We start from the raw sequence: 24,133 nt of genomic DNA on the forward strand, positions 1-24,133 counted from the left end.
CAGCGAAAGACGAGCGATGAGCCGCCTTCTGAGGCGACCGATAGCATGAAGCACCATCTTAAACAAGCGGACGATCTGCGATGGTTCATCGCGCATACACAGGGCTTTCGCGGCGGGTACATCACCGACGTCCAGATGTCGAAAAAGCGGCTGTTCGACGAAGGCAGCGGCCGCATGTTGCCGGCCGGCACGACCGTTGCGGTCGTTATTCATTACTGCGCCGACGAGATGCTCCGCATGGCCAAACTCACCATGAGCGGCGTGTCCGATTTTTCGGTTCTGGAACAGGAAGGAGTCGATGCGTCGGCGCTCTGCGTCATTCAGGCCGAGGCATCCGATGAACAATTGCGTTTTTGGTTCGATCCAGAAGGCCGTCTCTATGTGGTCTGTGAAGAAGCCTTGTTCGAAGAGGTTGGAGACCCGGCCGGGGACCGGGACATTGCCTGCGCTGTGGCCAAGTGGTCGTTCCAAGCCGAGGAAGGGGACGTGCCGACTATCGATTGGGTCTTAAACCATCTGGACGAGGCAGGCATGCCATGCATTTGGCGAGTCGAACGGCCGCAACGCAGGCGCCATCCCGCTATTCGCTGGGAAGGAGATCTCATGCCGTCCTCTCTTTCAGAAACAAGAAGGGCGTCCGTGCATGTGACGGCCCATCGCTCCCTGCAGTCATCCGGATTCGGCATGACGCTCCGCGCACCGGACAATTCCGATCCGCACTGCGGCCGGGTCCTGGGACTGGTCGCCGACCTCATCGTTCGGACCTACCCCGGAACCTGCGTGGCCGGTGATACGTTCCTGTCCAGCGATGAATGGTTACGCGGGAATCGACGAGAGAAAAGCCGGCAATAGGCAGGGCGTTCGCCGGCGATGGCTTAATTGGTGTGGCCGTTCCTTCCGCCCCCGTTCATGACGGTCTTCTGATTGACACACTCGACGAGATGCCAGAATTTCAGGGGATTGACCTTCTCCTTGCGGGCGACTTGTAACGCGGTTCCTTCCAGCACGGTCTTCAACGACAAATCAGTCCGGAAACCGATGTGTTTGCATAGCGGGGAAATGACTTTTTCAACGGCCGCGATCAGCTTATTCCCATTGCTGAAGTGATTCAGCATGATGATGCGCCCGCCCGGCCTGCATACGCGGATCATTTCATTGACCACCGTCCGATAGTCAGGCACGGCCGTCACCACATAAGCGGCCATGACCGTATCGAAACTGTCATCGGGAAAGTCCATGCGGCCCGCATCCATAAGCATGAGCCTGACATGGTCCAGGTGATATCGCGCTTGGCGCTGCCTGGCTTTGGCGAGCATGCCGGGCGAGAGATCGATGCCGACGACTTTGCAATTCTTGGGGTAGAAGGGAAGGGCGATGCCGGTTCCGACCCCCACTTCCAGGATCTCTTCATTTGGTGTGATCCGAAGGTTCCGTACCGCCGATTCTCTGGATTCATGAAAAATTTTGCCGAAGATGTGATCGTACACTCCGGCATAATTGGTATACACACGTTCAACCTTCGCAATATCCATCGTACCTCCGCTATCCACGCTCCGATTCCCGCGCACCCCCGATGGTGCTGGGATGGGCTGATGAGCGGTATGGCGTGGGAAACTATAATGAAGGCGGGAAAGTCAAATACCAGCGTGACGAACCCGAGCCCGCCCGAAGAAACTCAGCTTAATGTAGCCAAAGCACAGAACCTAGTCAACAGGTTGACGCGCGAATTTCCGCCTGCCCGGTCGGGTGCTCTTGATTCTCCGGTCCGGCCTATGGGATGGTTTGTACATGGTCCTTGCCGGCACATTTGCCGTGGTGTTGTTCATCGGCCTCATCGTAGGCGACTGGTTATATTTCATCCGATTAACCGCAGACGCCAGCCGATATGGCTGCGGTATTGCGCGGGGACGAGATCAAGTCGCGCTCGCCGATCTGGACCATGTCACCCACCGGTTTGATCGTAACGGCCTTCTCCCGTTGCCGCACGGGATCGCGCGGTTTTTTCCGGACGTCAAACGAATCCTGATTCGCCCTCAGTATCGCCTCTTTTCCCTGCGCTTCCGGACGGCCTGGCCGCTCAAGGGCTCTCTGGAACTGGCGCCGGTCGAGGAGGGCTTTCGCGTCCTCTATATCAAGCGTATCCCCTGGTCTTCGGCCATCATCACGCTACTCTGGTTCGCACTGGTCGGATTCGGCACCATCGGCTTTCTCGTCAGCTACGTGATGCAAGGCGGCCTTGCCTCGCTGAGCGGCGTCCTGCTCGGTGCCGGTGTCATGGGACTTGGGCTGCTCGTGCTGGCTTTCGGCCTCATCACAATTACGATGGCGTATCGTTTGGAAGACAGCCGTTTGACCCAGGTATACCAAGAACTCCGAAACGCGCTGGAATGGTCAAGCCAATCCGCTTAGCCTGCATTGATCATGAGCAGACTACCGAATTACAAGGCGCCATGAACGATGCGGGGCTTAGCGGCGGACATAGAGATCGAGAAAATGATCGAACTCCGGAGGGAGGTCGAGGGTGCCGCGCTGTTGAGCAAGCCCGGCGATAATGCCGCGGTGTTTCTGGCTCAAACCAGAATCAATAAAGGCCCGGCGGAAATGCGACCACCGAAGAGTCTCATCCGACAGGAGCCGATGTTGATCGGCGGCCGGTAATGCTTCGAGGGACGCAGTGAGTTGGCGCACGGCTTTCTCGACACTGTCGTATGGAGGCGCCAATTTGAGCCGGCTGTAGAACAGTTGCAGATGCCGGCGGAATTCGTCCCTCACGGCGTCAAGGAAAGCGTTGGCTGTATGGCGATTTTGTCCGGCCATCCTTCAATGGTAGTTCAATCCAGCAGTTTCGGTAGCTTACGACAAGAAGTATCCGACCCGCAATCACCGGCCAGGCTCTCATACGTTGAAGCCCATCACTCACTTACTTAAGCAAGGAGAAGTTCATGATGCGATCGACCGGGCTGTGGTGTGCCGTTCTCTTTTCCATTATCATCGCGGGCTGTTCCTCTCCGCATCACAGCAGAATGGGACATGGATCGGGAGACGCTTATTTGGACAAGGCGAAAGGAGACATTGCCTCCCTGATCAATAAACATGTCGCTGATCCGCAGAAGGCCAAGGAAGCGAACGCCGTCACGGAAGATATTGTGGCCGAGATCAGAACATCACGCGAGCAGAACAGCCGGTATCATCGCGAATTGTATGAACTGAATGCCAAATACGACGCGGCGCCGGAAGAATTTACAAGGATTCTCGATGCTCAGAATAACAGTCGCATGCAGTCGGCAGCCAAAATCCTGGGCCTGCGATTCAAACTGAAGAATTTGCTGACGGCTCAAGAATGGAACGCCTTGTCGCAGGATCTGGCGGCGTACGGGAATCGCTACTACGGGAAAGGCGGCGATCGGCCGGGCGCGAGCGGCTACTGACAAGCTGAACCTCAACAATTCATAGCTGCCTCATAAGATTCAGACACTGGGCGCTCACCGTCTCGCGCCCGCCCACAGAAGATCCGAAGACACTGCCGGCTCACCACTCGGCGGCGTGCACAAACGTGGCGCTCATTCTTCCTCGCGCGCCTCATTATTCTTCGCGTCGTGGACCTCAGAGTTTCTTAGAGCAGCACGTCCGGCGTGGGCCGATAGTTCAAAAACAGGAGCTGATTTCCTTGCGGAGCGATTTCAAGCGCGGTCGCCGACGCATGGTCGATCTTGATGTTGCGCAATGCGGCGAGATCCAACTGAAGGTAATGGGCGACGATCGTTCGGATGACGTCGGCATGCGACACGAAGGCACAGTGCCCCCCGCGTAATGTCGGTAGAACTTCTTGGACCGCGGACACCGCCCGCCGTTGGACCTCACACAGCGTCTCCCCTCCCTCGGGTCGCGCTTCATCCGGCCTGGTATACCAATCGCGTTTCGCCGGGTCCTCCGCCAAGTCTCTCCAGAAGCGGTTCAGCCACGCGCCGACGCCGATCTCGCTGAGCCCTTGAGCGGGGACGACGGCGGCCTGCAATGCCTCGCCGAGGACCTGCGCCGTCTGAAGTGCGCGCAGAACCGGACTACTGTAGAGACGTGCAATCTTGGCCCCTCCGAGCAACCGAGCCAGTTCTCGGGCTTGCCGTTCTCCGGCATGATTCAGGGGAATCGGTTGATCTCCCATGACCCGGCCTGACCGGTTCCAGTCCGTCTCGCCATGTCGAATCAGCAGACAAATCGGCACGAGTATCGCCTCAATTCGGCGGCGCCGCCGATGCGGCCCGGTGCAGCGGCACGTGTGTCCAAGTTTCACCCCCGTCCGCCGAGCGGTAGAGACCGCTGCCATTGGTCCCCGCATAGAGCAACTGCGTGTCGCGCGGGCTCATGACCACGGTTCGGATGTTCAGCGTCTCAAGCCCTTGGTTTTTGGTCTGCCAGGTTGATCCGCCGTCCAGGCTTTTCAGGATACCGGCCCGCCCCCCGACATAGAGAAGGCCGTCCTGATTCGGATGGACCACCAGGCTGCTGACAAATTGATCGGGCATCGTCTGCCCGATCTGCTGCCATGAATCGGCCCGATTCGTCGATCGGAAGAGGCCGTTGGTCGTTCCGGCATACACGACCGCGGGGTTCAGGGGATCGACGACCAGCGTATTGATCCCGAGAGCCATCGAAGCATTCAGGACCTGCTCGGGAATCAGCCCCGTATTCACCTTTTGCCACGAGGCGCCGCCGTCCTGTGTCCGATAGGCACCGCCGGTTGTTCCGGCGTACAGCAAACGAGGATTCGTCGGATCCATGGCCAGAGACACGACGATGTGTACTTCCTTCATGCCGACCATCCGCTCTTCCCACTCGCGCCCCCCATCCGTCGTGAGAAACGCCCCAACTGTCGTCGCCATATAAATCGTGTCTGTTTTCTCAGGGTGGAAGACGAATTGATTGACGAACGAGACGTGTTCTTTCAAGCCAACGTTGTGCGGCAGCCAATGTTGCCCGCCGTCAGGGCTCTTATACACCGCATCTCCCATTGTGCCGGCATAGACAGTTGCGGGCAGTTTTGGATCAAGAGCCAGGGTCGTGACACGGCGCGCACTGAAGCTCGGAAACTGCTCCCAGGACCGGCCGCCGTCGCGGGTCTTGTGCACGGCTTCATTGGTGGCGACGTATAGGATGTTGGCATTCGTCGGATGGACGACGATCGACACAACCGCGTTGTCCTGGCTGCCGCAGGCGGCCAACGTCAGAAATGCAAACAGGCTAAGAACCGCCGACCGTCGCAATGCGGACAAAAACACCTGTTCGATATAAATGCGAAGACAACTCAGCCTGGACTTGCGATCACTGGCATGCCCAGGATATTTCTCGAGTAATCCACATGAAAGCATGAGTGAATACTAACTGCGAGCAACCTACGGAGCAACTCTTGGAGGCTTATCCGCAGGACTTGACTCCACCGCAATATGTTCGCCCGTGTCCCGCAATCATTTTATACGGGTCGGCACATGAGCGGTCGGCTGCCGACTTCACCGGAGGCGCGGGGTGCCCACCGAGGACCGGGAAGGAAAGCCGCAACTGACCACGACACGGTGGTCGCAGACGACCACAGCCACGGAAACTCCGGAAGGGTGCATAGACTGACGCTGAATGGCGCTAGTCCAGGTGCAGGATTCCACCCGGGAAGTCCTGAAGGGCCGCGCCGGGAGATGCGAAGGCAGACGGCCGATCAGATGGCGACATTAGGTGTAAAATTTTTACCAATTCGCTCACAGCCGTTCTCTGAATCGTTCGGCGTACCCGGTCAATTCGACATAGCCCTGCCCCGTGACGGACCGACCGTTCGACGTCCCCGCCATGCGCACCGCGCCTTCCCAATAGGTCACCTGCGTGCTGCGTCGCGTGGCAAGTTCCTGATCCGCCATGAGCGGCGTCACATCAACGTCCAGACGCAACGAGGGACAAGCAATATGCCAAGCCGCGGGATAGCGGGCGCCTGACATCGGACTGGTCCAGTGGGAATGCACCGTCACGTTGACATCGCCGCTCGCGAGCGTCTCGCTCCGTCCGTCAGGGAGCACCACCGTGCCGCTGGACGCCGGGTCCAGCGAGCCATCGGCTCGACGCAGCAGATAGACCATCAGCTCGCTGCGGTCATCCAGTTGCAGGCTGAACCAATCCCACCCGACCAGATCCTCACTCAAGTCGGCCGACCCGAATTCATGATCCATCCAACTGGTCCCGGTTACTTGAAAACTCTCCCCATCGATCGTCAGGCGGCCTTCCGCCGCCATGCGGGTCATGGAATAATAATGCGAGGCCTGACCGGCTTGTTCTCCTTTACGGCTGACCCCTGCCCGCCCATGAATGATCGGTTGCTTCAGCGGATGCAAGGTCAATTCAACGGCCACGCCATCCTGTTCGGCCGACACACGATGATGCAACGGCTCTTCCGTCGTGCCTTCTACAACCCACCGATCCGCCCACACGTGCAATCGTCCGGTCTCGGCTCCCGCCTTGCCCAATCCTTCTCGACTGATTTTCTCGGAAAACAAAAACTGTTTTCCTTCAGTGTCGGAAACGGCAAAGTGCGCCAAATAGAGATGCCGGATGGCCCAGCGCGATGGCAGCGTGGCTGATTGATCGGGCCCCATGGCACGGCGGAAAAAGGTCACTTGAAACCCGAACCGGCGGCCCTTCTGTGTTGAGAGATGGCCGGTGTAATACCACCATTCGGTCCGAAATTCGTCATGCGATCCGTGGTCACGCGGAAACTCGTACTGATATCCGGGCTCAGCCAATCGAAAGCCGTCCGCCTCGGCGGAAGACGGTGCGGAAGTTCCCGCGCCGGCGGTCACCTGGGTCAAGAGCAGAATGGCCGCTACAAGGAAATAGCCAAGCGGCGGCAGGATGCGACGACAGCGTTTGTGGACCATGGCGGTGTGGAGTTTCGGCCGATGCACGGTGCTTATATCATGCTGCCGGCAAACGCGTAAACGCCAATAGTCATCGGTGTTTTCGCCTAAGCGAGAAAAACTCCGCTCGGCCGCGCGCCGTTGACAATTTCGCCGGGCATCGGCTATCGTGAGCCATGTTCATTCAGCCGGAACGCGACCAGCCGGGCCACGGAGGGCCCGAACAGCCCCAGGCATTTCGGGTTCCGGAACGCATTCCGCTGTTCCCGCTGCCCAATGTCGTGTTCTTCCCCAAAACCTATCTCCCGTTACATGTATTCGAGCCCCGCTATCGGGAAATGGTGGCCGATGCGGCGGTTCACGGCCACTGTATCGGAATGGCCTTGCTCAAGGAAGGGTGGGAAGCCGACTACCATAAGAATCCGCCGATTTTTTCCATCGGTTGCGTTGGGCGATTGGCGACGGTGCAGAAGTTGCCGGACGGTCGTTCCAATATCCTCCTGCAAGGCATTGAGCGTTTTGAAATTCATGAAGAATTTCAGGATAAGCCGTATCGCGAAGCGAAAATCGAATTGAAAGCCCGCGCCGGCGCCGGCGCCTTGGACACCGCGATCCGAACTCATTTGCTGGCATTGCTCCGGGAGTATACGAACATGTCGCAGGACGCGTCCGCCCTCCAGGTATTGGTCCGCCAAGCCGTCGCGGATGAGATACTCGTCAATTCCCTATCCGGCTCCTTTGATTGCACGCCGTTGGAAAAGCAATTCCTCCTCGAAGCGGAGACGCTCCATCAGCATGCGCGCCGCCTGTGCGATTTGATCCAATTCAAGCTGCTGGAACGGCGAGGGGCGAAAGGCTGGGGGTAATGATCGCCGCAGCCGCCATCGAGGTGTCTCGCCTCACGAAAGTGTACGACCGCGTGAAGGCCGTCGATGATTTATCCTTTCAAGTCGCCGGGGGAGAAATCTTCGGGCTCCTGGGTCCGAACGGCGCCGGCAAAAGCACCACGCTTCGGATTCTGATCACGCTGCTTCACCCGACATCCGGCACCGCCAAGGTTCTGGGCCTGGACACCGTCGCCGACGCCGACCGCGTCCGGCAGACCATCGGCTATGTGCCGCAAGAACGGGCCATCGACCGGTTCCTCACCGGAAGAGAGCATTTGGAGCTGCTGGCGAACCTGTACCATCTGACACCGCCTGAAGCGGCGCAACGCATTCCGCATCTGCTGAAACTTGTGGAACTCGAGAGCCATGCAGACCGGCCCGCCAAGACCTATTCGGGCGGCATGAAACGTAAGTTGGACATCGCCTGCGGGCTTCTGCCGGATCCTAAGATTTTGTTCCTCGATGAGCCGACCCTGGGACTTGATGTCCAAAGCCGCCTGCGGATCTGGGACCATGTCCGGGCCATGCGCGCGCGCGGCATCACCGTCGTCATGACGACCAACTACCTGGACGAAGCGGATCAACTGTGCGACCGCATCGCCATTATCGATCAAGGCCGGATCAAGGCGCTCGGTTCGCCGGCCGAGCTCAAGATTGGACTGGGCGGCGACATCGTGTCGCTGACGATCCGGGAATCGGATCGGGTCGAAATCTTGGGCGCGGCGATCAAAGCTTTGCCTTCCGTTCGTTCTGTTGTCTCCAAGCCGGCGGGGCTGGATGTGCGCGTCGATTCTCCGGAAAAGGCCCTCCCTGCCATTTTGGAAGCAGCCAACCGGCTCGCGTGCCAGCTCGAGTTCATCGATTACCACCGTCCCCGCTTGGATGACGTATTTATCGCCCACACGGGGCGCTCAATTGCCGAGGAAATGAAGAATGAGGAATGAGGCATTAGGAATGGCCAATTCCACATTCCTCATTTCTCATTTCTAAGTGGGAGCCATGCGAACTTATTGGCAGGAAATCAGGGCGTTGACGATGCGATGGGTCCGGCGACTCAGCCGCGAGAAATTCAGCATGCTGTTTACGCTCGTGCAACCGATGCTGTTCTGGTTGATCTTCTTCGGCAATCTGTTTCAGCGGGCGGCCGACACGCAGGTGACTCAGGCGCCGAACTACATCAGTTTTCTGGCGGCCGGAGTCGTCGTGATGACGGTGCTCAATAATGGCCTCGCCGGAGGCGTCGATCTGCTCTTCGATAAGGAAAACGGCTTTCTCGAACGGCTCATGTCCACCCCGATCCGCCGGAGCTCCGTCATTCTCAGCCGCTTTATTTTTGTGATGACCATCACATCGCTGCAAGTCCTGGTCATCCTCGGCGTCGCGTGGCTGTTCGGCGTCACCCCCGCCACCGGGCTGGGCGGCGTGGCCATGATTCTGTTGATCGGCATGTTGTTCGGCGTCGGACTGACCGCGATTTCAATGGCCATGGCCTTTTCGGTGCGGAGTCATGGAGACTTCTTCTCGGTGCTGGGCTTTCTTTCCTTGCCGATGATCTTTCTCAGTTCCGCGCTGGTGCCGTTGGCGGCGATGCCGGCCTGGATGGGCGTGCTGGCGAAGTTCAATCCCATGACGTGGGCCATCGACGCCGTTCGCCCCTTGATCCTGCAGGGATGGGCGGAGGCCTTGCCTCATGTCGGCATGGTGATCGTCGTCATGTTGATTTTCGACGCTCTCTGTCTCTATGGCGGCGCCCGCGCATTTCGCCGGGCGATTGGATAAGGCGGCCCTTGGTGGGAATTTCCATGCTCGTGAATGAAAGCCAAATTCGAGCTTTGATTCGCCTTCTCGGAGACGAGGACGAGCGGATCGTCAAGACCATTAGCGGCCGGCTCATCGACTTTGGCGACTCCGCCGTCCCCCTGTTGCAGGAGGCGGAAATCGAGCAGCCGGATATGGCCGACCGGATTGCGACGATTCTCGAAGAGATCCGAGGAAGCCGCCTGGAGGAAGAATTGCAAGATCTGGTCAACGGGGCCGGTCACGACATCGACTTGGAAGCCGGGACGTTTCTTCTGGCGCGCTATGCCTACCCGTCTCTCGATGTGCGCGTCTACGAACGCCAACTCGACGGCATGGCTTGCGAACTGCGGGGGCAGATCGGCTCGCGGGTTTCCGGCGAAGAAACCGTCAAAGCCCTCAACCGCTACCTGTTCACCGAACAAGGCTTCAAAGGCAACACGAAGAACTATTACGAATTGGAAAACAGTTATCTCAATCGCGTGATCGATCGCCGGACGGGCATCCCGATCAGCCTTTCCGCCGTTTACCTGCTCGTAGGCAAGCGTCTGGGTCTGCCGGTGCACGGGATCGGCATGCCCGGTCATTTCCTCGTGAAGTATGAATCCGACAAGTACAAGATCTTCATTGATTGCTTTAACGGGGGAGCCTTGCTCACGGAAAAGAACTGCGCCCGTTTTTTAACCGAAGCCGGGTATGGCTTCGAGGAACGGTACCTGCAAAAGAGTCCCACCCGGGCGATTCTCACGCGCATGATCAAGAACCTATTGGCCATCTACAGCAAAATGAACGACCCCCTGAAAAAGGTCCGCTTGGTGCGGTTTATGGAGATACTGGGGTGTGAGCAACGAGAAGGCGGATTATAAAGCGCTGCGGCCGTCCCGCGGAAAGGCATGTCTCGGCATGCCGGGGCTGGAAGGTGAGACAATCGGCTATTTTGAAACATCCTGGAACAATCTCCTATCCAATTTTATAGCTGGCCAAATCCCGCGCCATCTTGATCTTCCCTGAAAAATACTCTCCTGCCTGTTCACGCACGTTATAGCGCTCCGCAATTTGATAAAAATGCGAAAGCACCAACTGCGAGACGCCTGCGTCTCTCGCCGCCTGGCCGCATTGTCCGGCATGAAGGTGCGCCGGTCCGGGCTTATTGGCAGGAAAGGAACAATCGAGCACGGCGACATCCACTTCCCTGCACAACCGGACCAGATTGGGACAGAGTTGCGTATCGCCGGAGTAGGCGATGGACTTGCCTTGGTAATCGATTCGATACCCCAGACAATGGAGATCCGGGACATGATTCATCGTCCGAGCCGTGACGAGGGTCCCACCGATCGTCATGCTGCGATCGGCCATCTCCTTGATGATGACGGGAAACGGCGGGGAATCGAAACTTGGGAAGGTGCTCATGATCGTGCGAAGAAGACGCTTGGTCCCGCGGGGGCCGATCAGAGTCAGCGGCGGCCGCTTCCCTCCTTCATACTTGCAATGAATCACAGCGTCGAAAAAAAACGTGATCAAATCCGAGAAATGATCGGCATGAAAATGCGAGAAATAAATATGGGAAATACGATGGCGATCGACCCCGCTTTTGATTAGATTCATGAGTGTGCGCGGGCCGAAATCGAGCAAGAACAGGTGATCGGTTTGTACGAGATAGCCGGCTGCCGCACGAGTGGGATGGACGTTGGTCCCGGAACCCAATATGGTCAGGGTGATCATGGCGGCGTCTGCTCGAAGCTGTCGCGAATCCGCTCCAGCAAGGCCTGCAATTGATCCGCATCCTTGGGCGTCAGCGCGCGGTCGAAAAACGGCCGGATAAAATCGATATGCGCCGCGAACGTTTTGCGGAAGAGTCGATCCCCCTTGTCGGTGAGATGAATCTTGATGCTCCGCCGGTCCGCTTCAACCGGTTCGCGCCGGATCAATCCTTTATCCGCCAGACGGTCGAGTACGCCGGTCAAGGTTCCTTTGGTCACGAGCGTCGCCGCGGACAGTTCGGCGCAGGTCATGCCCTTCGTGTCGCCCAACGTCGCAATGACGTCAAACTGCGACGGAGTCAGCTTGAGCGACCGAATATGGCGGCTATCGGTTCGATTGAAGGCAAGGTAGGCTTCGACCAGCGGACGCAGGACCTTGAGAATCGGATCATCTTTGAGGTCGGGAAGTTCCACGTCGAGGGCGCAGCCTAGTCACTGCTCCGGGCGCCTGTCAAGCCCGAGGGCCGATCGTTGACGGATTCTCCGGGGCCACCTATCATGCGTCATCACATGGTACGACGCAGCCTTTCTCACGAACAAGGACAGGTCAATGTGATTGCCGCCTTGGTGCTGGTGGCGATCGTGGTGACCTGCGTCTGGGTCTGGAAACGTCTGCCGCTCGAGACACAAGACTACTTGACCGACCAGGCCTTGCCGTCGTCGGCGATTCTTGCCGTCGTCGCGATCGCCGCCTGGATGATTCTGCGGGCGATTCGGCAGCGCCGGTGGAAGCAGCAGCGACGAACTCGCCTCATGCAGTCCTTTACGAAGGCAACGACCAGAGAGAAACGTCTTGAATTGGCCTTCGCCCTGGTCGAGCTCAACCAATATCGACGCACCGGGATCGAAGAGGTACTGCCGGCCTTACAGGAATTATTTACAACGGTCCTTACCCGGGCGTTGGACGATAAGCAACATCAAATCAGGGGCATGGCGGCCAGCCATCTCGGCGTCGTGGGCGACCAATCGACCGTCCGGCTGTTGTTGAACGCACTCGAAGACGACCATGCGTACGTCAGGTCCTGCGCAGCGCTGGGATTGGGTCGTTTACGGGCGCCGGAAGCAAAAGAGAAATTGCAGAAAGTCAGCGAGGAGGACTGGGATCAAACCGTCCGAAGCCGGGCACGTGAGGCGTTGGAGCGGATCAGGCGGTCCACTCGATGAGGAGGATTTCGCTCGGGCAGTTCCAGCGGATCGGCAGCGCAGACCATCCGAGACCGCGGTTCACGTAGAGCCGGTGGCCGTTCGCCTCATACAAGCCACCCAATCGCCCGTTGCAGCCGGGCGGCAGCCAAAAGGTCGGCACAAAAGGGACTCGACATTGCCCGGCATGACTATGCCCGCAGAGCCCCAGATCGACATGATGGCGGTGATCCAGTTGATCGAGAATATTCGGCGCATGAGCCAGCAAGAGAGTGTACCGGCCGGTCCCGGCGGACGGGATGCACTCAAGATCCGCCCGATGGAGGGACGGATCATCCAACCCCACGATCGCCAATTCTCCGGCAGGCAAGGGCAAAAAGGTCACCTGATTGATCAGCAGCGTGATCTTATGGCGGTCGAACGCCTCGGTAAATTCATCGATGGAGACGCCGCTATAGTAATCGTGATTGCCGAGAACCACGAAGACCGGGGCCAGGTTCCGCAACCGACTCAGAAAACGGATGAGATGGGGCAGGCCGTCACGGACGTTCAGCAGGTCCCCCGTGATAAAGATCCAATCAGGCCGCAAGCCGTCGATGGTCCGGATCGCCTCCTCATGATGAGGAAGATAGCGATCCAGATGCAGATCACTCAAGTGGACGGCGCGACGTCCCGCCAAAACCGGATGCGAGCAGCGCAGATGTGAGATATGCAGCCGGGACAGGCCGAAATGGACATGCGGGACGAGATTGAAGAGCTTGTGAAAAGGGCGGCTCAGCCAGTGGCCGATCCAGATCCTTGCAATTTCCTGCCACCGGAGGCCCGGATGCCTCATTCCATGAGCCTATCCAAATTGGCTTTGTCGGCCGCGGTGAACCGATAGCCCTGGTCATACAATTTGGTCATGCCCGCCATCAGCTTTTCGAGCGACCGCCCCCGATGCATGGAATCGAAGCTTCCGGTCAAGGCCTTGATATGGCCGAACACGCCTTGCGCCGATTGTGCCGGCAGCTCGAGCGCGCGCAGGATATCCTGAAGCTCATGCGCACTGTAGGCGCCGTTGTCATCCCCGTCCGCGACGAGCGCAAACTCATAGAAGGTCAACGACAATGATAAGGACGTCTGGGTCCGCTGAAAATCCTGACGGACCGCATCCAATCCACCCGGATACCGAGCGTCGCAGTCCTGTTGCGACTGAACTGTCCCGGCTCGAACCCGGTCAGGAACAGCCCATGAAACCCCTTGAACCGCCGGAGGCGCAGGCTTGTTGCGCTCGCGGCGATAGAACCAGTTCATGCACTGGCTGGCATGCGCGAACTCTCGCTTGTCGGAATCGGTTTGGCGGCGGATATGTTGCGTGAATTGAAGAAACACATCGGTGGCTTCATATGGACCCGCGATGGACGCAGAAGGTAGGAGGACAAAGATCAGCAGAGCGGCCGACAGCCACACCATCAAAGTAGTCCGGGATTGCCGTCGATTCATGAAAACTGCGCCACGCCGGTAATGGGGTCCATGGACGATGCAGCACTCTGAGGAGTATACCATGGGAAGGCATGGTAACCAGCTCAGGTTTCCACAAATGAGCCGGTCGAAAAAAGGGGCCTTGCGATTATGAATTCACCCGGCGTTTCCAAAGAGCTCCTACCCTTCTTGACGCCCGGCATCCCCGGCATCGGTGGTCGGATGAAGAGCGCTCCCGAAGATTTCTACGTGGATGAATGCCCGCTCTATCTCCCATGTGGAGCGGGCGAGCATCTCTACGTGCGCATTACCAAGCGCAATTTATCTACACCGGATCTCGTGGGGCGGCTTTCATCCGTTCTCGGCGTGAAAGCCAAATGCATCGGGGTCGCGGGCCTGAAAGACGCGCAAGCCGTCACCAGTCAGATGATCTCCATTCAGGGCGTTGAGCCGTCCGCGCTGGACCGGATTCGCACCGATGATCGATTGACGGCCATTGAAATCCTGGGACGGCATCGCAACCGCCTCCGAAAAGGACACCATTCGGGCAACCGGTTTCGCATCACGATCCGGGACGTGAGCCCCGATGCCGGGGATCGTGTTCCCGCTATCCTTGCCGAGTTGGAACGACGCGGCGTACCGAACTATTTCGGGCCTCAGCGACAGGGACGGAGCGGCTTGAATTATGAAACCGGCGCTCAATTGCTGGTCGATTCTGAACGCCGGGCACGGATGAGTCGCTCGAAGCGACTCTGGTACTTGAGCTCCTATCAATCCTATCTTTTTAACCGCCTGCTGGCGCGGCGGATCGACCGAATCGATCACATGCTCGCCGGAGATTGGGCCATGAAGCATGCCAATGGCGCCTGTTTCCCGGTAACCGACGCGGCGGTGGAACAACCCCGCGCCGACCGATTCGAGATCAGTCCCACGGGGATTCTGTTCGGCTCCCGCGCGCCCTGGGCTGCAGGCGAACCGGGTGCTATGGAGCACACCGTCGCGGCAGAGGCCGGAGCGACCGCCGAAGAACTGACCCGGGCCGCGGCCGAGTGCGGGTTCCGCGGTGAGCGCCGCGCGTTGCGCGTACAGCTAAAAGACCTGGTCTGGTCCCTTGATCAGGGTCGACTCACGATTGCCTTTTCGCTTCCTCCCGGCGCCTATGCCACCAGCGTGCTGCGTGAATTGATGAAATCCGAATAAGCGCGGTTCGGTGGGAAACCTGGTGTACAATAATCCCATGTCACCGGTTCATGAGACCGTCATCCTGCAAGGCCACATCATCGATTCCTTGATTCTCGCCAAGGTCTTGGACACCGTCTTGATGATGGGGGGATCGTTCGATCTCAAGGATGTGCGGATCGGCGCCACGCGGGAGGACCCGTCGCGCGCGAAGATCGCCGTGCAGGCCCCTTCCCAGCGCCTCTTGGCCGAGATTCTCCAGGCAATCCAACCCCATGGGGCGGCAGTCGAGCGGGAATCGGATTGTACCTACCAGCCGGCTCCACGCGACGGCGTGCTGCCCGACGGGTTCTATGCCACCACCCATCTGACGACGCAGATTCGGCTGGAAGGCGAGTGGACCGATGTCGAAGGCATCGAAATGGATCTGGCCATATCCATCGACCCGATCAAGAATAAGGCCCGCGCCGTGCCGATGGGCGATGTGAAAAAGGGAGAGCTGATTGTAACCGGCCGCGACGGCATCAGGGTCATTCCGCTCGAACGGCCGAAGGAACGGGACGTCTTCAGCTTTATGGCCTCCGTGGTGTCCTCCGAACGCCCTCATCATCCGGTGATTGCGGATGTCGCCAAGCGAATGGCGGGACTCCGGGAAGCCTATCGGCAAGGCCGCCCTGCGTCCAAGGTGCTACTCGCCGGAGGTCCGGCGATCGTGCATGCCGGAGGACGGGACGCGCTCGCCTGGTTGATTGACTCTGGATACATTCAAGTTTTGTTTTGCGGCAACGCGCTCGCGGCGCACGACTTGGAAGTCGCGCTCTACGGCACATCCTTGGGATACGGTCTCGCCGCCGGCCGCGCCGTTCCCCACGGCCATGAACATCATCTTCGCACCATTAACCACGTCCGCGCCCTGGGCAGTATTCAACAGGCCGTCGAGACCGGGCTCATTACGTCGGGCATCATGGCCGCCGCCGTGCGACAAGGCGTGAACGTGATCATGGCCGGCACGATCCGTGACGACGGCCCGCTACCCAGCGTCATCACCGATTCGGTCGAGGCGCAGCGGGCGATGCGCGCCGCAATCCCGGGAGTGGGACTCGCCTTATTGATCGCCTCTACCCTGCATGCGGTGGCGACCGGCAATCTGCTTCCGGCCTCGGTGCCGACGGTCTGCGTCGACGTCAATCCGGCCGTGCCGACCAAACTGGCGGATCGAGGAACATTCCAGGCGGTCGGCGTCGTGATGGATGCCGCATCATTTCTGATGGAACTCGGGCGTGAACTGGGATGGGCCCCATGAGCCGCCTCTTGGTTTGTCCGCCGGATTACTTCCAGATCGATTACGAGATCAATCCATGGATGCATCGAGCCAATGCCGTCGTCGCGAAAAACGCAGTGCAGCAATGGCACACTCTCATGGCGGTCTTCGAACGGGATCTCGGTGTCGTCTTGGAGCGTATGAAGCCGGTGGCCGGCCTGCCGGATCTCGTCTTCACGGCGAATGCCGCCGTCGTGTCGGGCCGGCGCGTGGCCCTGAGCCGTTTCCGGCATCCCGAGCGCCAGCGAGAGGAAGCTTATTTTGAAAACTGGTTCCGGGAACGGCACTATGACTTGTTCATCCTCGACAAGGATTGTTTCTTTGAAGGGGCCGGCGATCTGCTGGGATTTCCTGAGGGTTGGTTCGGCGGCTACCGGCAACGCTCGGATATTCGCGCCTTCCCTCGGCTCAGCGAATGGTTTCAGCAGGAGATTATCCCGCTCGAACTAACCGATAGCCGCTTCTATCATCTAGACACCTGTTTCTGCCCACTCAGCGGCGGCGAACTGCTCTATTATCCCGCCGCATTCGACGAATATGGCCGGCGGGCGATCATCGAGCGCCTGGCTCCCGAACGCCTGCTGCCCGTGACCGAGCCGGAAGCGCTGAAATTTGCTTGTAACGCCGTCTGTGTCGGCAAAGATGTGGTTCTTCCGGCAGGCTGTCCCAATACGGTGCGGCTTTTGGAGTCCTGCGGATACCGAAGTCATCCGGTGGTTCTCGACGAATTCATGAAATCAGGCGGGTCCGCCAAGTGCCTCACGCTCGCCCTCGATTGACTCATCCCCATAACCGAGCCCGCGCGCACCGGTTCAACAGCTCGGCCGGTCATACGAACATCTTCAACGCAGATTCCCAAGCCATCAGTTCTTGCTTCGAAGGAGAAACGAGAAGTACAGGCCGGCGATGGCAAGCGTTGTCAATTCGATTGTGAGGAGCAACCGGCTGACGACAGCCTCCGGATTGGGTGGACTCAGGATGAAGTGTAGGCCGAGAAATTCCGGTGTCTGTGAAGCGGGAGTTTCCCAGGGCGGAAAGAGCAAGGCCAATAGGAGGGCTGCCACCATCGCATAGAGCACGTTGATGTTGAGATCTTCGCGTTTGATGCCGGATGGGGAAGCCGATGGACGTGTACTTACAGACGCATCAACCGGGTGGCCGCATCGCGTGCAGAAGCGGCTGATATCCGGAAGTTCCTGATGACAGGAAGGACAACTCTTCATCGTCGTCTGCCGAACGGCTTCATAGCGCTACAGCCTAGCGCGATCATAAGCGCATGTCCACTGAGGAGGTCCCGGCTGGACTGCCATGAGACTGATCGACCGGTAACGCGACGGGTCGTTCCGTTGACAGTCATCGAACTCGATTCCTATAATCCGCCACGTCGCCCGATAGCCAGGAATTCGACGCCGAGTGAGTTCGCCGTCATTGACGTATGCCTGACACAACGGCCATCACGACAGTAGGGGTCATAGGAGCCGGCGCCTGGGGAACGGCGCTCGCGCGCCATGCGGCGGACAAAGGATTGTCCGTGACCCTGTGGGCGTATGAAAAGGAAGTGGCCGACGCAATCAACAGCAGGCACGAGAACTCGCCGTATCTTCCTGCCGTTCGACTCCCGGCCTCGCTCAACGCGACCAGCGACCTGGCGGATGTCACGCGAGATGCGAATTGTCTCATCTTTGCCGTCCCCTCGCATGCGGCGCGGTCCGTCTTGGGACGAATCTCGGGATCGCTGAATCGAACCGTGTCCGTGGTGAGCGCAACCAAAGGAATCGAGGAAGACAGCCTTAAACTCATCACGCAAATCATGGAAGAACTCCTGCCTCCCGACATCGCCGCCCGCTTGCTGGTCCTGTCTGGTCCCAGTTTCGCCACGGAAGTCAGCCGTGCACATCCAACGGCGCTCTGCCTCGCCGGCAAAGATGCCGAGTTGGTGAAACAGGTCCAAGCTCTCCTCATGACGCCGGTCTTTCGGGTCTATGCCGATGACGATCCCATCGGCGTGCAACTCGGCGGCGCGCTCAAGAACGTCATGGCGCTGGCCGCGGGCGTGGTGGATGGCTTGGGACTCGGCGCCAATGCCCGAGCGGCCCTCATCACCCGAGGGTTGGCCGAAATGATCCGCCTCGGCGTGGCCATGGGAGCCGATCCGCGCACGTTTTATGGATTATCCGGAGTGGGAGACCTGGTATTGACCTGCACCGGGGCATTAAGCCGCAACCATTCGGTCGGCGTGCGACTGGGAAAGGGAGAACGGTTGGAGGCCATCCTCGGCAGCATGCATGCGGTGGCGGAAGGCGTGCGAACCGCCAAAGCCGCCCTCCGCCTCGCGCAGCGCTATCATGTCGAAATGCCGATCGTGCAAGAAGTCCATAACGTCTTATTCTCAGAAAAGTCCTGCCGGCACGCCGTCGGCGATTTGATGGAACGCGACGCCAAGGAAGAAAAGAATCCGGCATGACCCGCGAACAATTGAGCGCCCTCCTTTCTGAAGTCCAATCCGGCACGCTGTCCGTCGAGGCGGCCTTACGCCGATTGCGCACCTTGCCGTTCGAAGATCTTGGGTTCGCCTCCTTGGACCACCATCGATCGATTCGCCAAGGATTTCCCGAGGTGTTGTTCTGCGAGGGAAAAACCGACGCGCAGATTCTGGGCATCGCCAAAAGCCTGCTCCGCGGCAAAGGACCGTTTCTCGCCACACGCATCGGCCCGCGCGCCGCGCGGGCCCTCTGTCGCTTGAACCGGCGCGCTCGATACGTCGAGGCGGCCCGGGTCGTAGCGGTGGCCCCGTCCGGTCTAACTCGCCATGGCCATGTGCTGATCGTGACGGCCGGAACCGCGGATATCCCGGTCGCCGAGGAGGCGCGGGTCACCGCTGAAACCATGGGGAGCCGGGTCGATACACTGTATGATGTCGGCGTGGCGGGTCTGCATCGCCTGTTGGGCCAGCAAGAGCGGTTGCACCGCGCTCGCGTGCTCATCGTCGCCGCCGGGATGGACGGTGTGCTGCCCAGCGTCGTGGGAGGGCTGGTGAGTCAACCGGTCATCGCCGTGCCGACAAGCCGGGGCTATGGGGCCAGCTTCGGAGGATTGGCGGCGCTTCTGACGATGCTCAATTCCTGCGCCGCCGGCGTCGGAGTCATGAACATCGACAACGGCTTTGGAGCCGGATGTCTTGCCCACCGCATCAATATGATCGGGATTGACGTCAAGGATGAGGCATAACCGCTCGCGACAGCAGTCGCCTCACGTCCGGCTGGTTTTATTTGACCACAAACGTGCCCCGCTTCGGCCAGGACAGCATCTGTGTTTTCTGTCCCTTGTCGTCGTTGCTCAACAGCTTGGCCCGTACCATATAATCATAGGAGCCGGGGGGCGCCAGTTGCTTGTTGTGGTCGAGGCCGTCCCAGCTCAGGTGAATGCGGACCCGCTTTGGTTCCGGCTCACCGGATGAGCCGGGCGTCGCAACGACCGTCGAGGGCTGGTGATCATTGACCGCCTGCCGGCTCGACAGGAATCGGAGTGAGGTCATCGACGCGGACGTGACGAGGGACGAGACTTCGAGCATCAACGCTTCGTCGACTTCCTTCGGCAATTGCACGATTACCGTAAAGTCCAGCGCGCCCTTCTCCGGTGTATAGGGGAGCGGTGTAATCTTCAGATCGATGATTTTCAGTTCCGGTTCACGGCGCGGCGCGCTTTTCTGTTTGGTCTTGGCGCCGAGTTCGCCGGCTCCGACGGTGAAGAACACCAGGAATAGAAAAAGAAAGACGCCGTAAACGAGGCGGGTGCGACGACTGTCGAGCGCGGAGAAGCGCGCAAGAGGCCGGCAACTCATCATGCGATTACGGCAACATCTGGGGTCGATGACGGCATGTTCATCGGGGATAACATAGCCGCGGGAGACTGTCAATGAAGCCCGCATTATTCACGAGCTCTTCTACTGCAAATGACTGAGCCGCTACTGCGACGAGCCAGCACACGGCTTCGCGTGTGCGGACGGGCGGGCTCGCGTCTCCATGCGCAAGACACGGCCGGCTCACGTGACGCCGTGCACCTCGCGCCCGTGCGCAAACATGACGCTCCTTCTTCGTCGCGTCGCGCACCTCAGTAGTCTTCGCGCCGTGGACCTCGCCACGCGACTTAATTTTACACCCGCCCTTGCCCAGGCACGCCGAGACGCGCCTCTTCCAGAGTTCGTGACGAACCGTCGTAAATAATACGGGCCAACCGGCCAATCGTTGCCGTCCGAACACCGCGTCGAGTAAGATGACCGCCGATCCGATCCATTCATGCGAGGCGATGCGTAGTGGGACGACATCTGCATTTTGATTGTTTTTCCGGAATCAGCGGAGATATGGTGCTCGGCGCATTGATCGATGCCGGGCTGCCCTTCAAGGATCTGGCGCGGGCGCTGCGTTCGCTGTCCATAGACGGGTATCGATTGACCCGCAAGCCGGTGTCCCGAGCCGCGCTGCAGGCCACAAAAGTAGACGTCTCGATTCCGCAGGAAGTGCGGGTCCCCTTGCCGTCGAAGAAGATCGACCGCCTCATCGCGCACAGCCGGCTGCCGGCGCCGGTCAAAGATCGCGCGCGCAGGGTGTTCGCGGAATTAGCCAAGGCCGAAAGCGTGGCGCATCGAGTCCATCCCTCTCATGTGCATTTTCATGAGGTCGGCTTGATCGATTCCGTCGTGGACGTCGTCGGCACCGTGTGGGGGCTACATGCCTTGGATATTGAGCGGGTCACGGCTTCGGCGGTCAATGTGGGCGGTGGTACTATTATGTCGGCCCATGGTCTGCTCCCGGTCCCGGGACCGGCCGTAGCGTCGCTGGGGCGCGGCATCCCGATCTATAGTGACGGGCCGTCGCAGGAGCTGGCGACGCCGACCGGTATGGCCTTGTTGCGTACATTCGCCGAAGGCTTTGGCTCGATGCCGCTCTTACGGCTACAGGCCGTCGGCTATGGGGCGGGGACGGCCGATTTCCAGGATTGGCCGAATGTGCTGCGGGTCTTTATCGGCGATGACGGCGCCCAAGGGTCAGGCGAGACCGACCGAATCGTCGAACTAACCAGCAATCTCGACGATCTCTCTCCCCAAGCCTATGAAACGGTGATGGATCGCCTCTTTGCGGCAGGGGCCGTCGATGTGACGTTGACCCCGATCATTATGAAACGCGGCCGGCCCGGTGTGGCGCTGTCCGTCCTGGTCTCCCCGGAAAAGGCGGATGCCGCTTCATCCGTGTTCTTCCGTGATACCACCGCGTTGGGAGTTCGCATGCAGGAAATTCAGCGGCGCACCTTGCCGCGTACCTTCGCCACCGTCCCCGTCGGGGGCGGGATCGTGCGCATGAAATTGGCCGGTCTCGGACAGGGGCAGACCAAAGCCGCTCCAGAATATCTCGATTGCAAACGGATAGCTGAGCAGAGCGGACGTCCCGTTAAAGATGTGATGGAGGAGGCGATCGTCGCGTATCACCGGCAAAAGGACCAGAAGCGCCGATCTTCCGAATCCGGCGGAAGGGCAAGGAAGCGCTAAGTGTTCACGATCTTGACCTACGCCGGCCTGTTCATCGCTTCCGTGGTCATCACGTTAGGCGGCTGCCATCTCTTCACCAATGGCATCGAGTGGTTGGGAAAGCGGCTGAAGGTATCGGAAGGTGCGGTCGGCAGCGTGTTCGCCGCAGTGGGAACGACGTTGCCGGAAACCTCCATTCCGATCATCGCAATTTTTTTCGGCTCGGGCCAGGAACGGACAGAGGTCGGGCTCGGAGCGATCCTGGGCGCGCCCTTCATGCTCAGCACATTGGTGCTCCCAATTCTCGCCATGTTGCTCCTGCTCTATGCGAGACTCGGCAAGAGACCTCCGCACTTCAAACTGGATTACGGGGAGGTGAGGGCGGATCTGCTGTTCTTCTTGATCGCCTATAGTCTGGCGCTCGCCTGCGTCTTCGTCCCGATCAAGCCGCTTCATATCGCCGTCGCAATCGGCTTGATCCTGCTTTACATTTATTATATGCGGATGAAATTTTCGGCCGTCGATGAAGAGGGCCAGCCGAGCAGTGAACTGGAGCCGCTGGTGCTGGTTCCTCGCAGTCGGAAACCATCGTTTCCAATGATCGGCTTTCAAGGAATCCTGGGCCTCGTCGGATTGGTAGCGGGCGCGCATCTATTCGTCACCGCCGCCAAGTCTCTTTCTGCCGAATTAAGCGTCTCCCCACTGCTTCTCGCCTTGCTGATTGCGCCGCTCGCCACCGAGTTGCCGGAAATGTCGAACAGTTTCCTATGGCTCTATCGAAAAAAAGACCGGCTGGCGGTCGGGAACGTGACGGGCGCCATGGTGTTCCAGGGAACCTTTCCCGTCTCTGTGGGACTGGTGGGAACCCAGTGGACGTTGGACACCACGGCCTTGGCCACGATGGTCCTGGCCGTCGTCGCGATGGTCTTCAGTTTTTTGCAGTTGTTGTGGGGTGGTCATTGGCGTCCCTGGCTGCTGGGCGCCGCGTCCTTGTTGTATGTGGGATACACGGTGTATCTGTATAGCAACTCCTGAGAGGAGCTGATGGCTGGAACTCAGAACTCACAACTCAGAATTCAGAACTCAGAACGCCGTGACACAACGCGGCGTTCTGTTTCTCGTCTGCCCCTCCTCGGGCTCACTATGGGAGATCCGGCCGGTATCGGAGCTGAGGTCATTGCAAAGGCATTGGCAGAGAAGGCCGTAACCCGTCTGTGCCGTCCTCTGGTGATCGGTTCACGCGCCGTGATGGAAGAGACGGTTCGGAATTTGCGTCTATCATTGAAGGTCATCCAGGTGGAGGATCTTCAGCATCTGTCCCCGAAAGCGAACCAACTTATGGTCTACGAACCGCTTGAAAAGCCGCTCGGCCGGTTCGAGATGGGGTTGGCCGCCCCTGAAACCGGCGCGGCTTCCGTCGTCTTCATCAAGCAGGGAGTCGCCTTGGCCCAGGCGGGACAGATCGCCGGCATCGTCACGGCTCCCATCAATAAGGAAGCGATGAACATGGCGGGCTTCCATTATCCCGGACACACCGAACTATTGGCGGATCTGACGCAGAGCGCCGAAGTGGGTATGATGATCGTGGGCGGACCGCTGAAGATCATGTTCACCACGACCCATGTCGCGATCAACACTCTCTCATCGCTTTTGACGACCGATCGGATTGCCAAGGCGATCAGGCTCGCCCACCGCGGGCTCCGTGATTATTTCGGCATCGCCGCGCCGAAGATCGGCGTGGCGGCGTTAAATCCGCACGCGGGCGAGCATGGATTATTCGGCGATGAGGAAGCCACCAAGATCTTCCCCGCCGTACAGCAGGCGCGGGCAGCAGGGATTGATGCGAGTGATCCGATGCCGGCGGATACGCTGTTCGGAAAGGCAACGAAGGGCGCCTATGACGGAATCGTGGCAATGTACCATGATCAAGGATTGATTCCACTGAAGCTGGTCGCGTTTGGCACCTGTGTCAATGTCACCGTCGGCTTGCCGATCATTCGCACCTCCGTGGATCATGGCACGGCCTATGACATCGCCGGCAAGGGTGTGGCCGACCCTGGCAGCCTGCTGGAAGCGGTCAAGTTGGCGGCAAACCTGGCAAAGAAAAGAAATGAGGAATGAAGAATTATGAATGAGGAATGGAGAATCCGAATTGATGACTCGGCCGGGAC

Annotated in this window: 27 protein-coding genes; 16 read left to right on the forward strand and 11 right to left on the reverse strand. The window is 59.2% G+C overall.

Annotation, left to right across the window (positions count from 1 at the left end; genetic code table 11):
* Positions 1-45 precede the first annotated feature (45 nt).
* Entirely contained in the window at positions 46-852 is an 807-nt protein-coding gene (locus tag ACWGXE_RS19500) for a hypothetical protein (protein WP_447599743.1), read from the forward strand.
* 23 nt (positions 853-875) lie between these two features.
* Here the strand turns inward: ACWGXE_RS19500 and ACWGXE_RS19505 are convergent, their stop codons facing one another.
* On the reverse strand, positions 876-1,532 hold the full coding sequence (locus ACWGXE_RS19505; protein WP_447599744.1) for a class I SAM-dependent methyltransferase: 657 nt from the start codon (positions 1,530-1,532) through the stop codon (positions 876-878).
* Positions 1,533-1,788: 256 nt separating this feature from the next.
* Here ACWGXE_RS19505 and ACWGXE_RS19510 point away from each other — a divergent pair, with 256 nt between their 5' ends.
* Positions 1,789-2,409, forward strand: coding sequence for a hypothetical protein (locus ACWGXE_RS19510; protein WP_447599745.1), 621 nt, complete (start codon positions 1,789-1,791; stop codon positions 2,407-2,409).
* Positions 2,410-2,466: 57 nt separating this feature from the next.
* Here ACWGXE_RS19510 and ACWGXE_RS19515 read toward each other — a convergent pair whose 3' ends face one another.
* Entirely contained in the window at positions 2,467-2,772 is a 306-nt protein-coding gene (locus ACWGXE_RS19515) for a hypothetical protein (protein WP_447599746.1), read from the reverse strand.
* A gap of 170 nt (positions 2,773-2,942) precedes the next feature.
* Here ACWGXE_RS19515 and ACWGXE_RS19520 point away from each other — a divergent pair, with 170 nt between their 5' ends.
* Positions 2,943-3,428: a hypothetical protein gene (locus ACWGXE_RS19520; protein ID WP_447599747.1), complete on the forward strand. Its 486-nt coding sequence runs from the start codon at positions 2,943-2,945 to the stop codon at positions 3,426-3,428.
* A 185-nt stretch (positions 3,429-3,613) separates the two neighbouring features.
* On the opposite strand, the gene ACWGXE_RS19525 is transcribed toward ACWGXE_RS19520, so the two are convergent.
* From ACWGXE_RS19525 to ACWGXE_RS19535, 3 genes are all read right to left on the reverse strand, one after another.
* Positions 3,614-4,222 (reverse strand): histidine phosphatase family protein, encoded by a 609-nt coding sequence (locus ACWGXE_RS19525; RefSeq protein ID WP_447599748.1) that lies wholly within the window; start codon positions 4,220-4,222, stop codon positions 3,614-3,616.
* A gap of 10 nt (positions 4,223-4,232) precedes the next feature.
* On the reverse strand, positions 4,233-5,366 hold the full coding sequence (locus tag ACWGXE_RS19530; protein ID WP_447599749.1) for a WD40/YVTN/BNR-like repeat-containing protein: 1,134 nt from the start codon (positions 5,364-5,366) through the stop codon (positions 4,233-4,235).
* 378 nt (positions 5,367-5,744) lie between these two features.
* Complete coding sequence (locus ACWGXE_RS19535; RefSeq protein WP_447599750.1) at positions 5,745-6,938, reverse strand: lipocalin-like domain-containing protein; 1,194 nt, start codon at positions 6,936-6,938, stop codon at positions 5,745-5,747.
* Positions 6,939-7,066: 128 nt separating this feature from the next.
* Between ACWGXE_RS19535 and ACWGXE_RS19540 the strand changes: the two genes are divergently transcribed.
* From ACWGXE_RS19540 to ACWGXE_RS19555, 4 genes are read left to right on the forward strand one after another with little or no spacing between them, the layout of a single operon-like run.
* Complete coding sequence (locus ACWGXE_RS19540; RefSeq protein ID WP_447599752.1) at positions 7,067-7,756, forward strand: LON peptidase substrate-binding domain-containing protein; 690 nt, start codon at positions 7,067-7,069, stop codon at positions 7,754-7,756.
* Positions 7,756-8,721, forward strand: a complete 966-nt coding sequence (locus ACWGXE_RS19545) for an ATP-binding cassette domain-containing protein (protein WP_447599753.1) — start codon at positions 7,756-7,758, stop codon at positions 8,719-8,721. Before ACWGXE_RS19540 ends, ACWGXE_RS19545 begins: the two co-directional genes overlap by 1 nt.
* Before the next feature lie 55 nt (positions 8,722-8,776).
* Positions 8,777-9,556, forward strand: a complete 780-nt coding sequence (locus ACWGXE_RS19550; protein ID WP_447599754.1) for an ABC transporter permease — start codon at positions 8,777-8,779, stop codon at positions 9,554-9,556.
* 11 nt (positions 9,557-9,567) lie between these two features.
* The gene (locus ACWGXE_RS19555; protein ID WP_447599755.1) at positions 9,568-10,440 is read left to right on the forward strand and encodes a SirB1 family protein; all 873 of its coding nucleotides are present in this window, start codon (positions 9,568-9,570) and stop codon (positions 10,438-10,440) included.
* Positions 10,441-10,534: 94 nt separating this feature from the next.
* Here the strand turns inward: ACWGXE_RS19555 and ACWGXE_RS19560 are convergent, their stop codons facing one another.
* The gene (locus ACWGXE_RS19560; RefSeq protein ID WP_447599757.1) at positions 10,535-11,296 is read right to left on the reverse strand and encodes an MBL fold metallo-hydrolase; all 762 of its coding nucleotides are present in this window, start codon (positions 11,294-11,296) and stop codon (positions 10,535-10,537) included.
* Positions 11,293-11,748: a MarR family winged helix-turn-helix transcriptional regulator gene (locus tag ACWGXE_RS19565; RefSeq protein WP_447599758.1), complete on the reverse strand. Its 456-nt coding sequence runs from the start codon at positions 11,746-11,748 to the stop codon at positions 11,293-11,295. The genes ACWGXE_RS19560 and ACWGXE_RS19565 overlap by 4 nt, the downstream gene beginning before the upstream one ends.
* A 96-nt stretch (positions 11,749-11,844) precedes the next feature.
* Between ACWGXE_RS19565 and ACWGXE_RS19570 the strand changes: the two genes are divergently transcribed.
* Positions 11,845-12,498 carry a HEAT repeat domain-containing protein gene (locus ACWGXE_RS19570; protein ID WP_447599760.1) on the forward strand — a complete coding sequence of 218 codons (654 nt, stop codon included), beginning with the start codon at positions 11,845-11,847 and terminating at the stop codon, positions 12,496-12,498.
* Here ACWGXE_RS19570 and ACWGXE_RS19575 read toward each other — a convergent pair.
* The gene (locus ACWGXE_RS19575) at positions 12,479-13,312 is read right to left on the reverse strand and encodes a metallophosphoesterase (RefSeq protein WP_447599761.1); all 834 of its coding nucleotides are present in this window, start codon (positions 13,310-13,312) and stop codon (positions 12,479-12,481) included. The genes ACWGXE_RS19570 and ACWGXE_RS19575 overlap by 20 nt on opposite strands.
* Positions 13,309-13,962, reverse strand: coding sequence for a hypothetical protein (locus tag ACWGXE_RS19580; protein ID WP_447599762.1), 654 nt, complete (start codon positions 13,960-13,962; stop codon positions 13,309-13,311). Before ACWGXE_RS19580 ends, ACWGXE_RS19575 begins: the two co-directional genes overlap by 4 nt.
* A gap of 129 nt (positions 13,963-14,091) precedes the next feature.
* On the opposite strand from ACWGXE_RS19580, the gene truD reads away from it, so the two are divergent.
* Genes truD through ACWGXE_RS19595 form a run of 3 tightly spaced genes read left to right on the forward strand, consistent with a single transcriptional unit; the run spans position 14,092 to position 17,220 of the window.
* Positions 14,092-15,141, forward strand: a complete 1,050-nt coding sequence (truD, locus tag ACWGXE_RS19585; protein WP_447599763.1) for a tRNA pseudouridine(13) synthase TruD — start codon at positions 14,092-14,094, stop codon at positions 15,139-15,141.
* A gap of 10 nt (positions 15,142-15,151) precedes the next feature.
* Entirely contained in the window at positions 15,152-16,423 is a 1,272-nt protein-coding gene (locus ACWGXE_RS19590; RefSeq protein ID WP_447599764.1) for an ornithine cyclodeaminase, read from the forward strand.
* Positions 16,420-17,220 (forward strand): dimethylarginine dimethylaminohydrolase family protein, encoded by an 801-nt coding sequence (locus ACWGXE_RS19595; protein ID WP_447599766.1) that lies wholly within the window; start codon positions 16,420-16,422, stop codon positions 17,218-17,220. The genes ACWGXE_RS19590 and ACWGXE_RS19595 overlap by 4 nt, the downstream gene beginning before the upstream one ends.
* A gap of 84 nt (positions 17,221-17,304) precedes the next feature.
* Here ACWGXE_RS19595 and ACWGXE_RS19600 read toward each other — a convergent pair whose 3' ends face one another.
* On the reverse strand, positions 17,305-17,664 hold the full coding sequence (locus ACWGXE_RS19600; protein WP_447599767.1) for a zinc-ribbon domain-containing protein: 360 nt from the start codon (positions 17,662-17,664) through the stop codon (positions 17,305-17,307).
* A 212-nt stretch (positions 17,665-17,876) separates the two neighbouring features.
* On the opposite strand from ACWGXE_RS19600, the gene ACWGXE_RS19605 reads away from it, so the two are divergent.
* Both ACWGXE_RS19605 and larB read left to right on the forward strand, forming a co-directional pair.
* On the forward strand, positions 17,877-18,905 hold the full coding sequence (locus ACWGXE_RS19605; protein ID WP_447599768.1) for an NAD(P)H-dependent glycerol-3-phosphate dehydrogenase: 1,029 nt from the start codon (positions 17,877-17,879) through the stop codon (positions 18,903-18,905).
* Positions 18,902-19,669, forward strand: a complete 768-nt coding sequence (gene larB, locus ACWGXE_RS19610; protein ID WP_447599769.1) for a nickel pincer cofactor biosynthesis protein LarB — start codon at positions 18,902-18,904, stop codon at positions 19,667-19,669. Before ACWGXE_RS19605 ends, larB begins: the two co-directional genes overlap by 4 nt.
* A 37-nt stretch (positions 19,670-19,706) precedes the next feature.
* Here the strand turns inward: larB and ACWGXE_RS19615 are convergent, their stop codons facing one another.
* Positions 19,707-20,369, reverse strand: coding sequence for a hypothetical protein (locus tag ACWGXE_RS19615; protein ID WP_447599770.1), 663 nt, complete (start codon positions 20,367-20,369; stop codon positions 19,707-19,709).
* Between the two features lie 384 nt (positions 20,370-20,753).
* Here ACWGXE_RS19615 and larC point away from each other — a divergent pair, with 384 nt between their 5' ends.
* From larC to pdxA, 3 genes are all read left to right on the forward strand, one after another.
* Complete coding sequence (larC, locus tag ACWGXE_RS19620; protein WP_447599771.1) at positions 20,754-21,983, forward strand: nickel pincer cofactor biosynthesis protein LarC; 1,230 nt, start codon at positions 20,754-20,756, stop codon at positions 21,981-21,983.
* Positions 21,984-22,997: a sodium:calcium antiporter gene (locus ACWGXE_RS19625; RefSeq protein ID WP_447599772.1), complete on the forward strand. Its 1,014-nt coding sequence runs from the start codon at positions 21,984-21,986 to the stop codon at positions 22,995-22,997.
* 108 nt (positions 22,998-23,105) lie between these two features.
* On the forward strand, positions 23,106-24,083 hold the full coding sequence (pdxA, locus tag ACWGXE_RS19630; protein WP_447599773.1) for a 4-hydroxythreonine-4-phosphate dehydrogenase PdxA: 978 nt from the start codon (positions 23,106-23,108) through the stop codon (positions 24,081-24,083).
* Positions 24,084-24,133: the final 50 nt, after the last annotated feature.

Source organism: Nitrospira sp. Nam80 (assembly GCF_965152575.1).

Coding starts and splice junctions, on each gene's coding strand:
- ACWGXE_RS19500 (WP_447599743.1), top strand. CDS start 46: ATGAAGCACCATCTTAAACAAGCGGACGATCTGCGATGGTTCATCGCG.
- ACWGXE_RS19505 (WP_447599744.1), bottom strand. CDS start 1,532: ATGGATATTGCGAAGGTTGAACGTGTGTATACCAATTATGCCGGAGTG.
- ACWGXE_RS19510 (WP_447599745.1), top strand. CDS start 1,789: ATGGTCCTTGCCGGCACATTTGCCGTGGTGTTGTTCATCGGCCTCATC.
- ACWGXE_RS19520 (WP_447599747.1), top strand. CDS start 2,943: ATGATGCGATCGACCGGGCTGTGGTGTGCCGTTCTCTTTTCCATTATC.
- ACWGXE_RS19530 (WP_447599749.1), bottom strand. CDS start 5,366: ATGCTTTCATGTGGATTACTCGAGAAATATCCTGGGCATGCCAGTGAT.
- ACWGXE_RS19540 (WP_447599752.1), top strand. CDS start 7,067: ATGTTCATTCAGCCGGAACGCGACCAGCCGGGCCACGGAGGGCCCGAA.
- ACWGXE_RS19545 (WP_447599753.1), top strand. CDS start 7,756: ATGATCGCCGCAGCCGCCATCGAGGTGTCTCGCCTCACGAAAGTGTAC.
- ACWGXE_RS19550 (WP_447599754.1), top strand. CDS start 8,777: ATGCGAACTTATTGGCAGGAAATCAGGGCGTTGACGATGCGATGGGTC.
- ACWGXE_RS19560 (WP_447599757.1), bottom strand. CDS start 11,296: ATGATCACCCTGACCATATTGGGTTCCGGGACCAACGTCCATCCCACT.
- ACWGXE_RS19570 (WP_447599760.1), top strand. CDS start 11,845: ATGGTACGACGCAGCCTTTCTCACGAACAAGGACAGGTCAATGTGATT.
- ACWGXE_RS19575 (WP_447599761.1), bottom strand. CDS start 13,312: ATGAGGCATCCGGGCCTCCGGTGGCAGGAAATTGCAAGGATCTGGATC.
- ACWGXE_RS19580 (WP_447599762.1), bottom strand. CDS start 13,962: ATGAATCGACGGCAATCCCGGACTACTTTGATGGTGTGGCTGTCGGCC.
- truD (WP_447599763.1), top strand. CDS start 14,092: ATGAATTCACCCGGCGTTTCCAAAGAGCTCCTACCCTTCTTGACGCCC.
- ACWGXE_RS19595 (WP_447599766.1), top strand. CDS start 16,420: ATGAGCCGCCTCTTGGTTTGTCCGCCGGATTACTTCCAGATCGATTAC.
- ACWGXE_RS19600 (WP_447599767.1), bottom strand. CDS start 17,664: ATGAAGAGTTGTCCTTCCTGTCATCAGGAACTTCCGGATATCAGCCGC.
- ACWGXE_RS19605 (WP_447599768.1), top strand. CDS start 17,877: ATGCCTGACACAACGGCCATCACGACAGTAGGGGTCATAGGAGCCGGC.
- larB (WP_447599769.1), top strand. CDS start 18,902: ATGACCCGCGAACAATTGAGCGCCCTCCTTTCTGAAGTCCAATCCGGC.
- ACWGXE_RS19615 (WP_447599770.1), bottom strand. CDS start 20,369: ATGCGGGCTTCATTGACAGTCTCCCGCGGCTATGTTATCCCCGATGAA.
- pdxA (WP_447599773.1), top strand. CDS start 23,106: ATGGGAGATCCGGCCGGTATCGGAGCTGAGGTCATTGCAAAGGCATTG.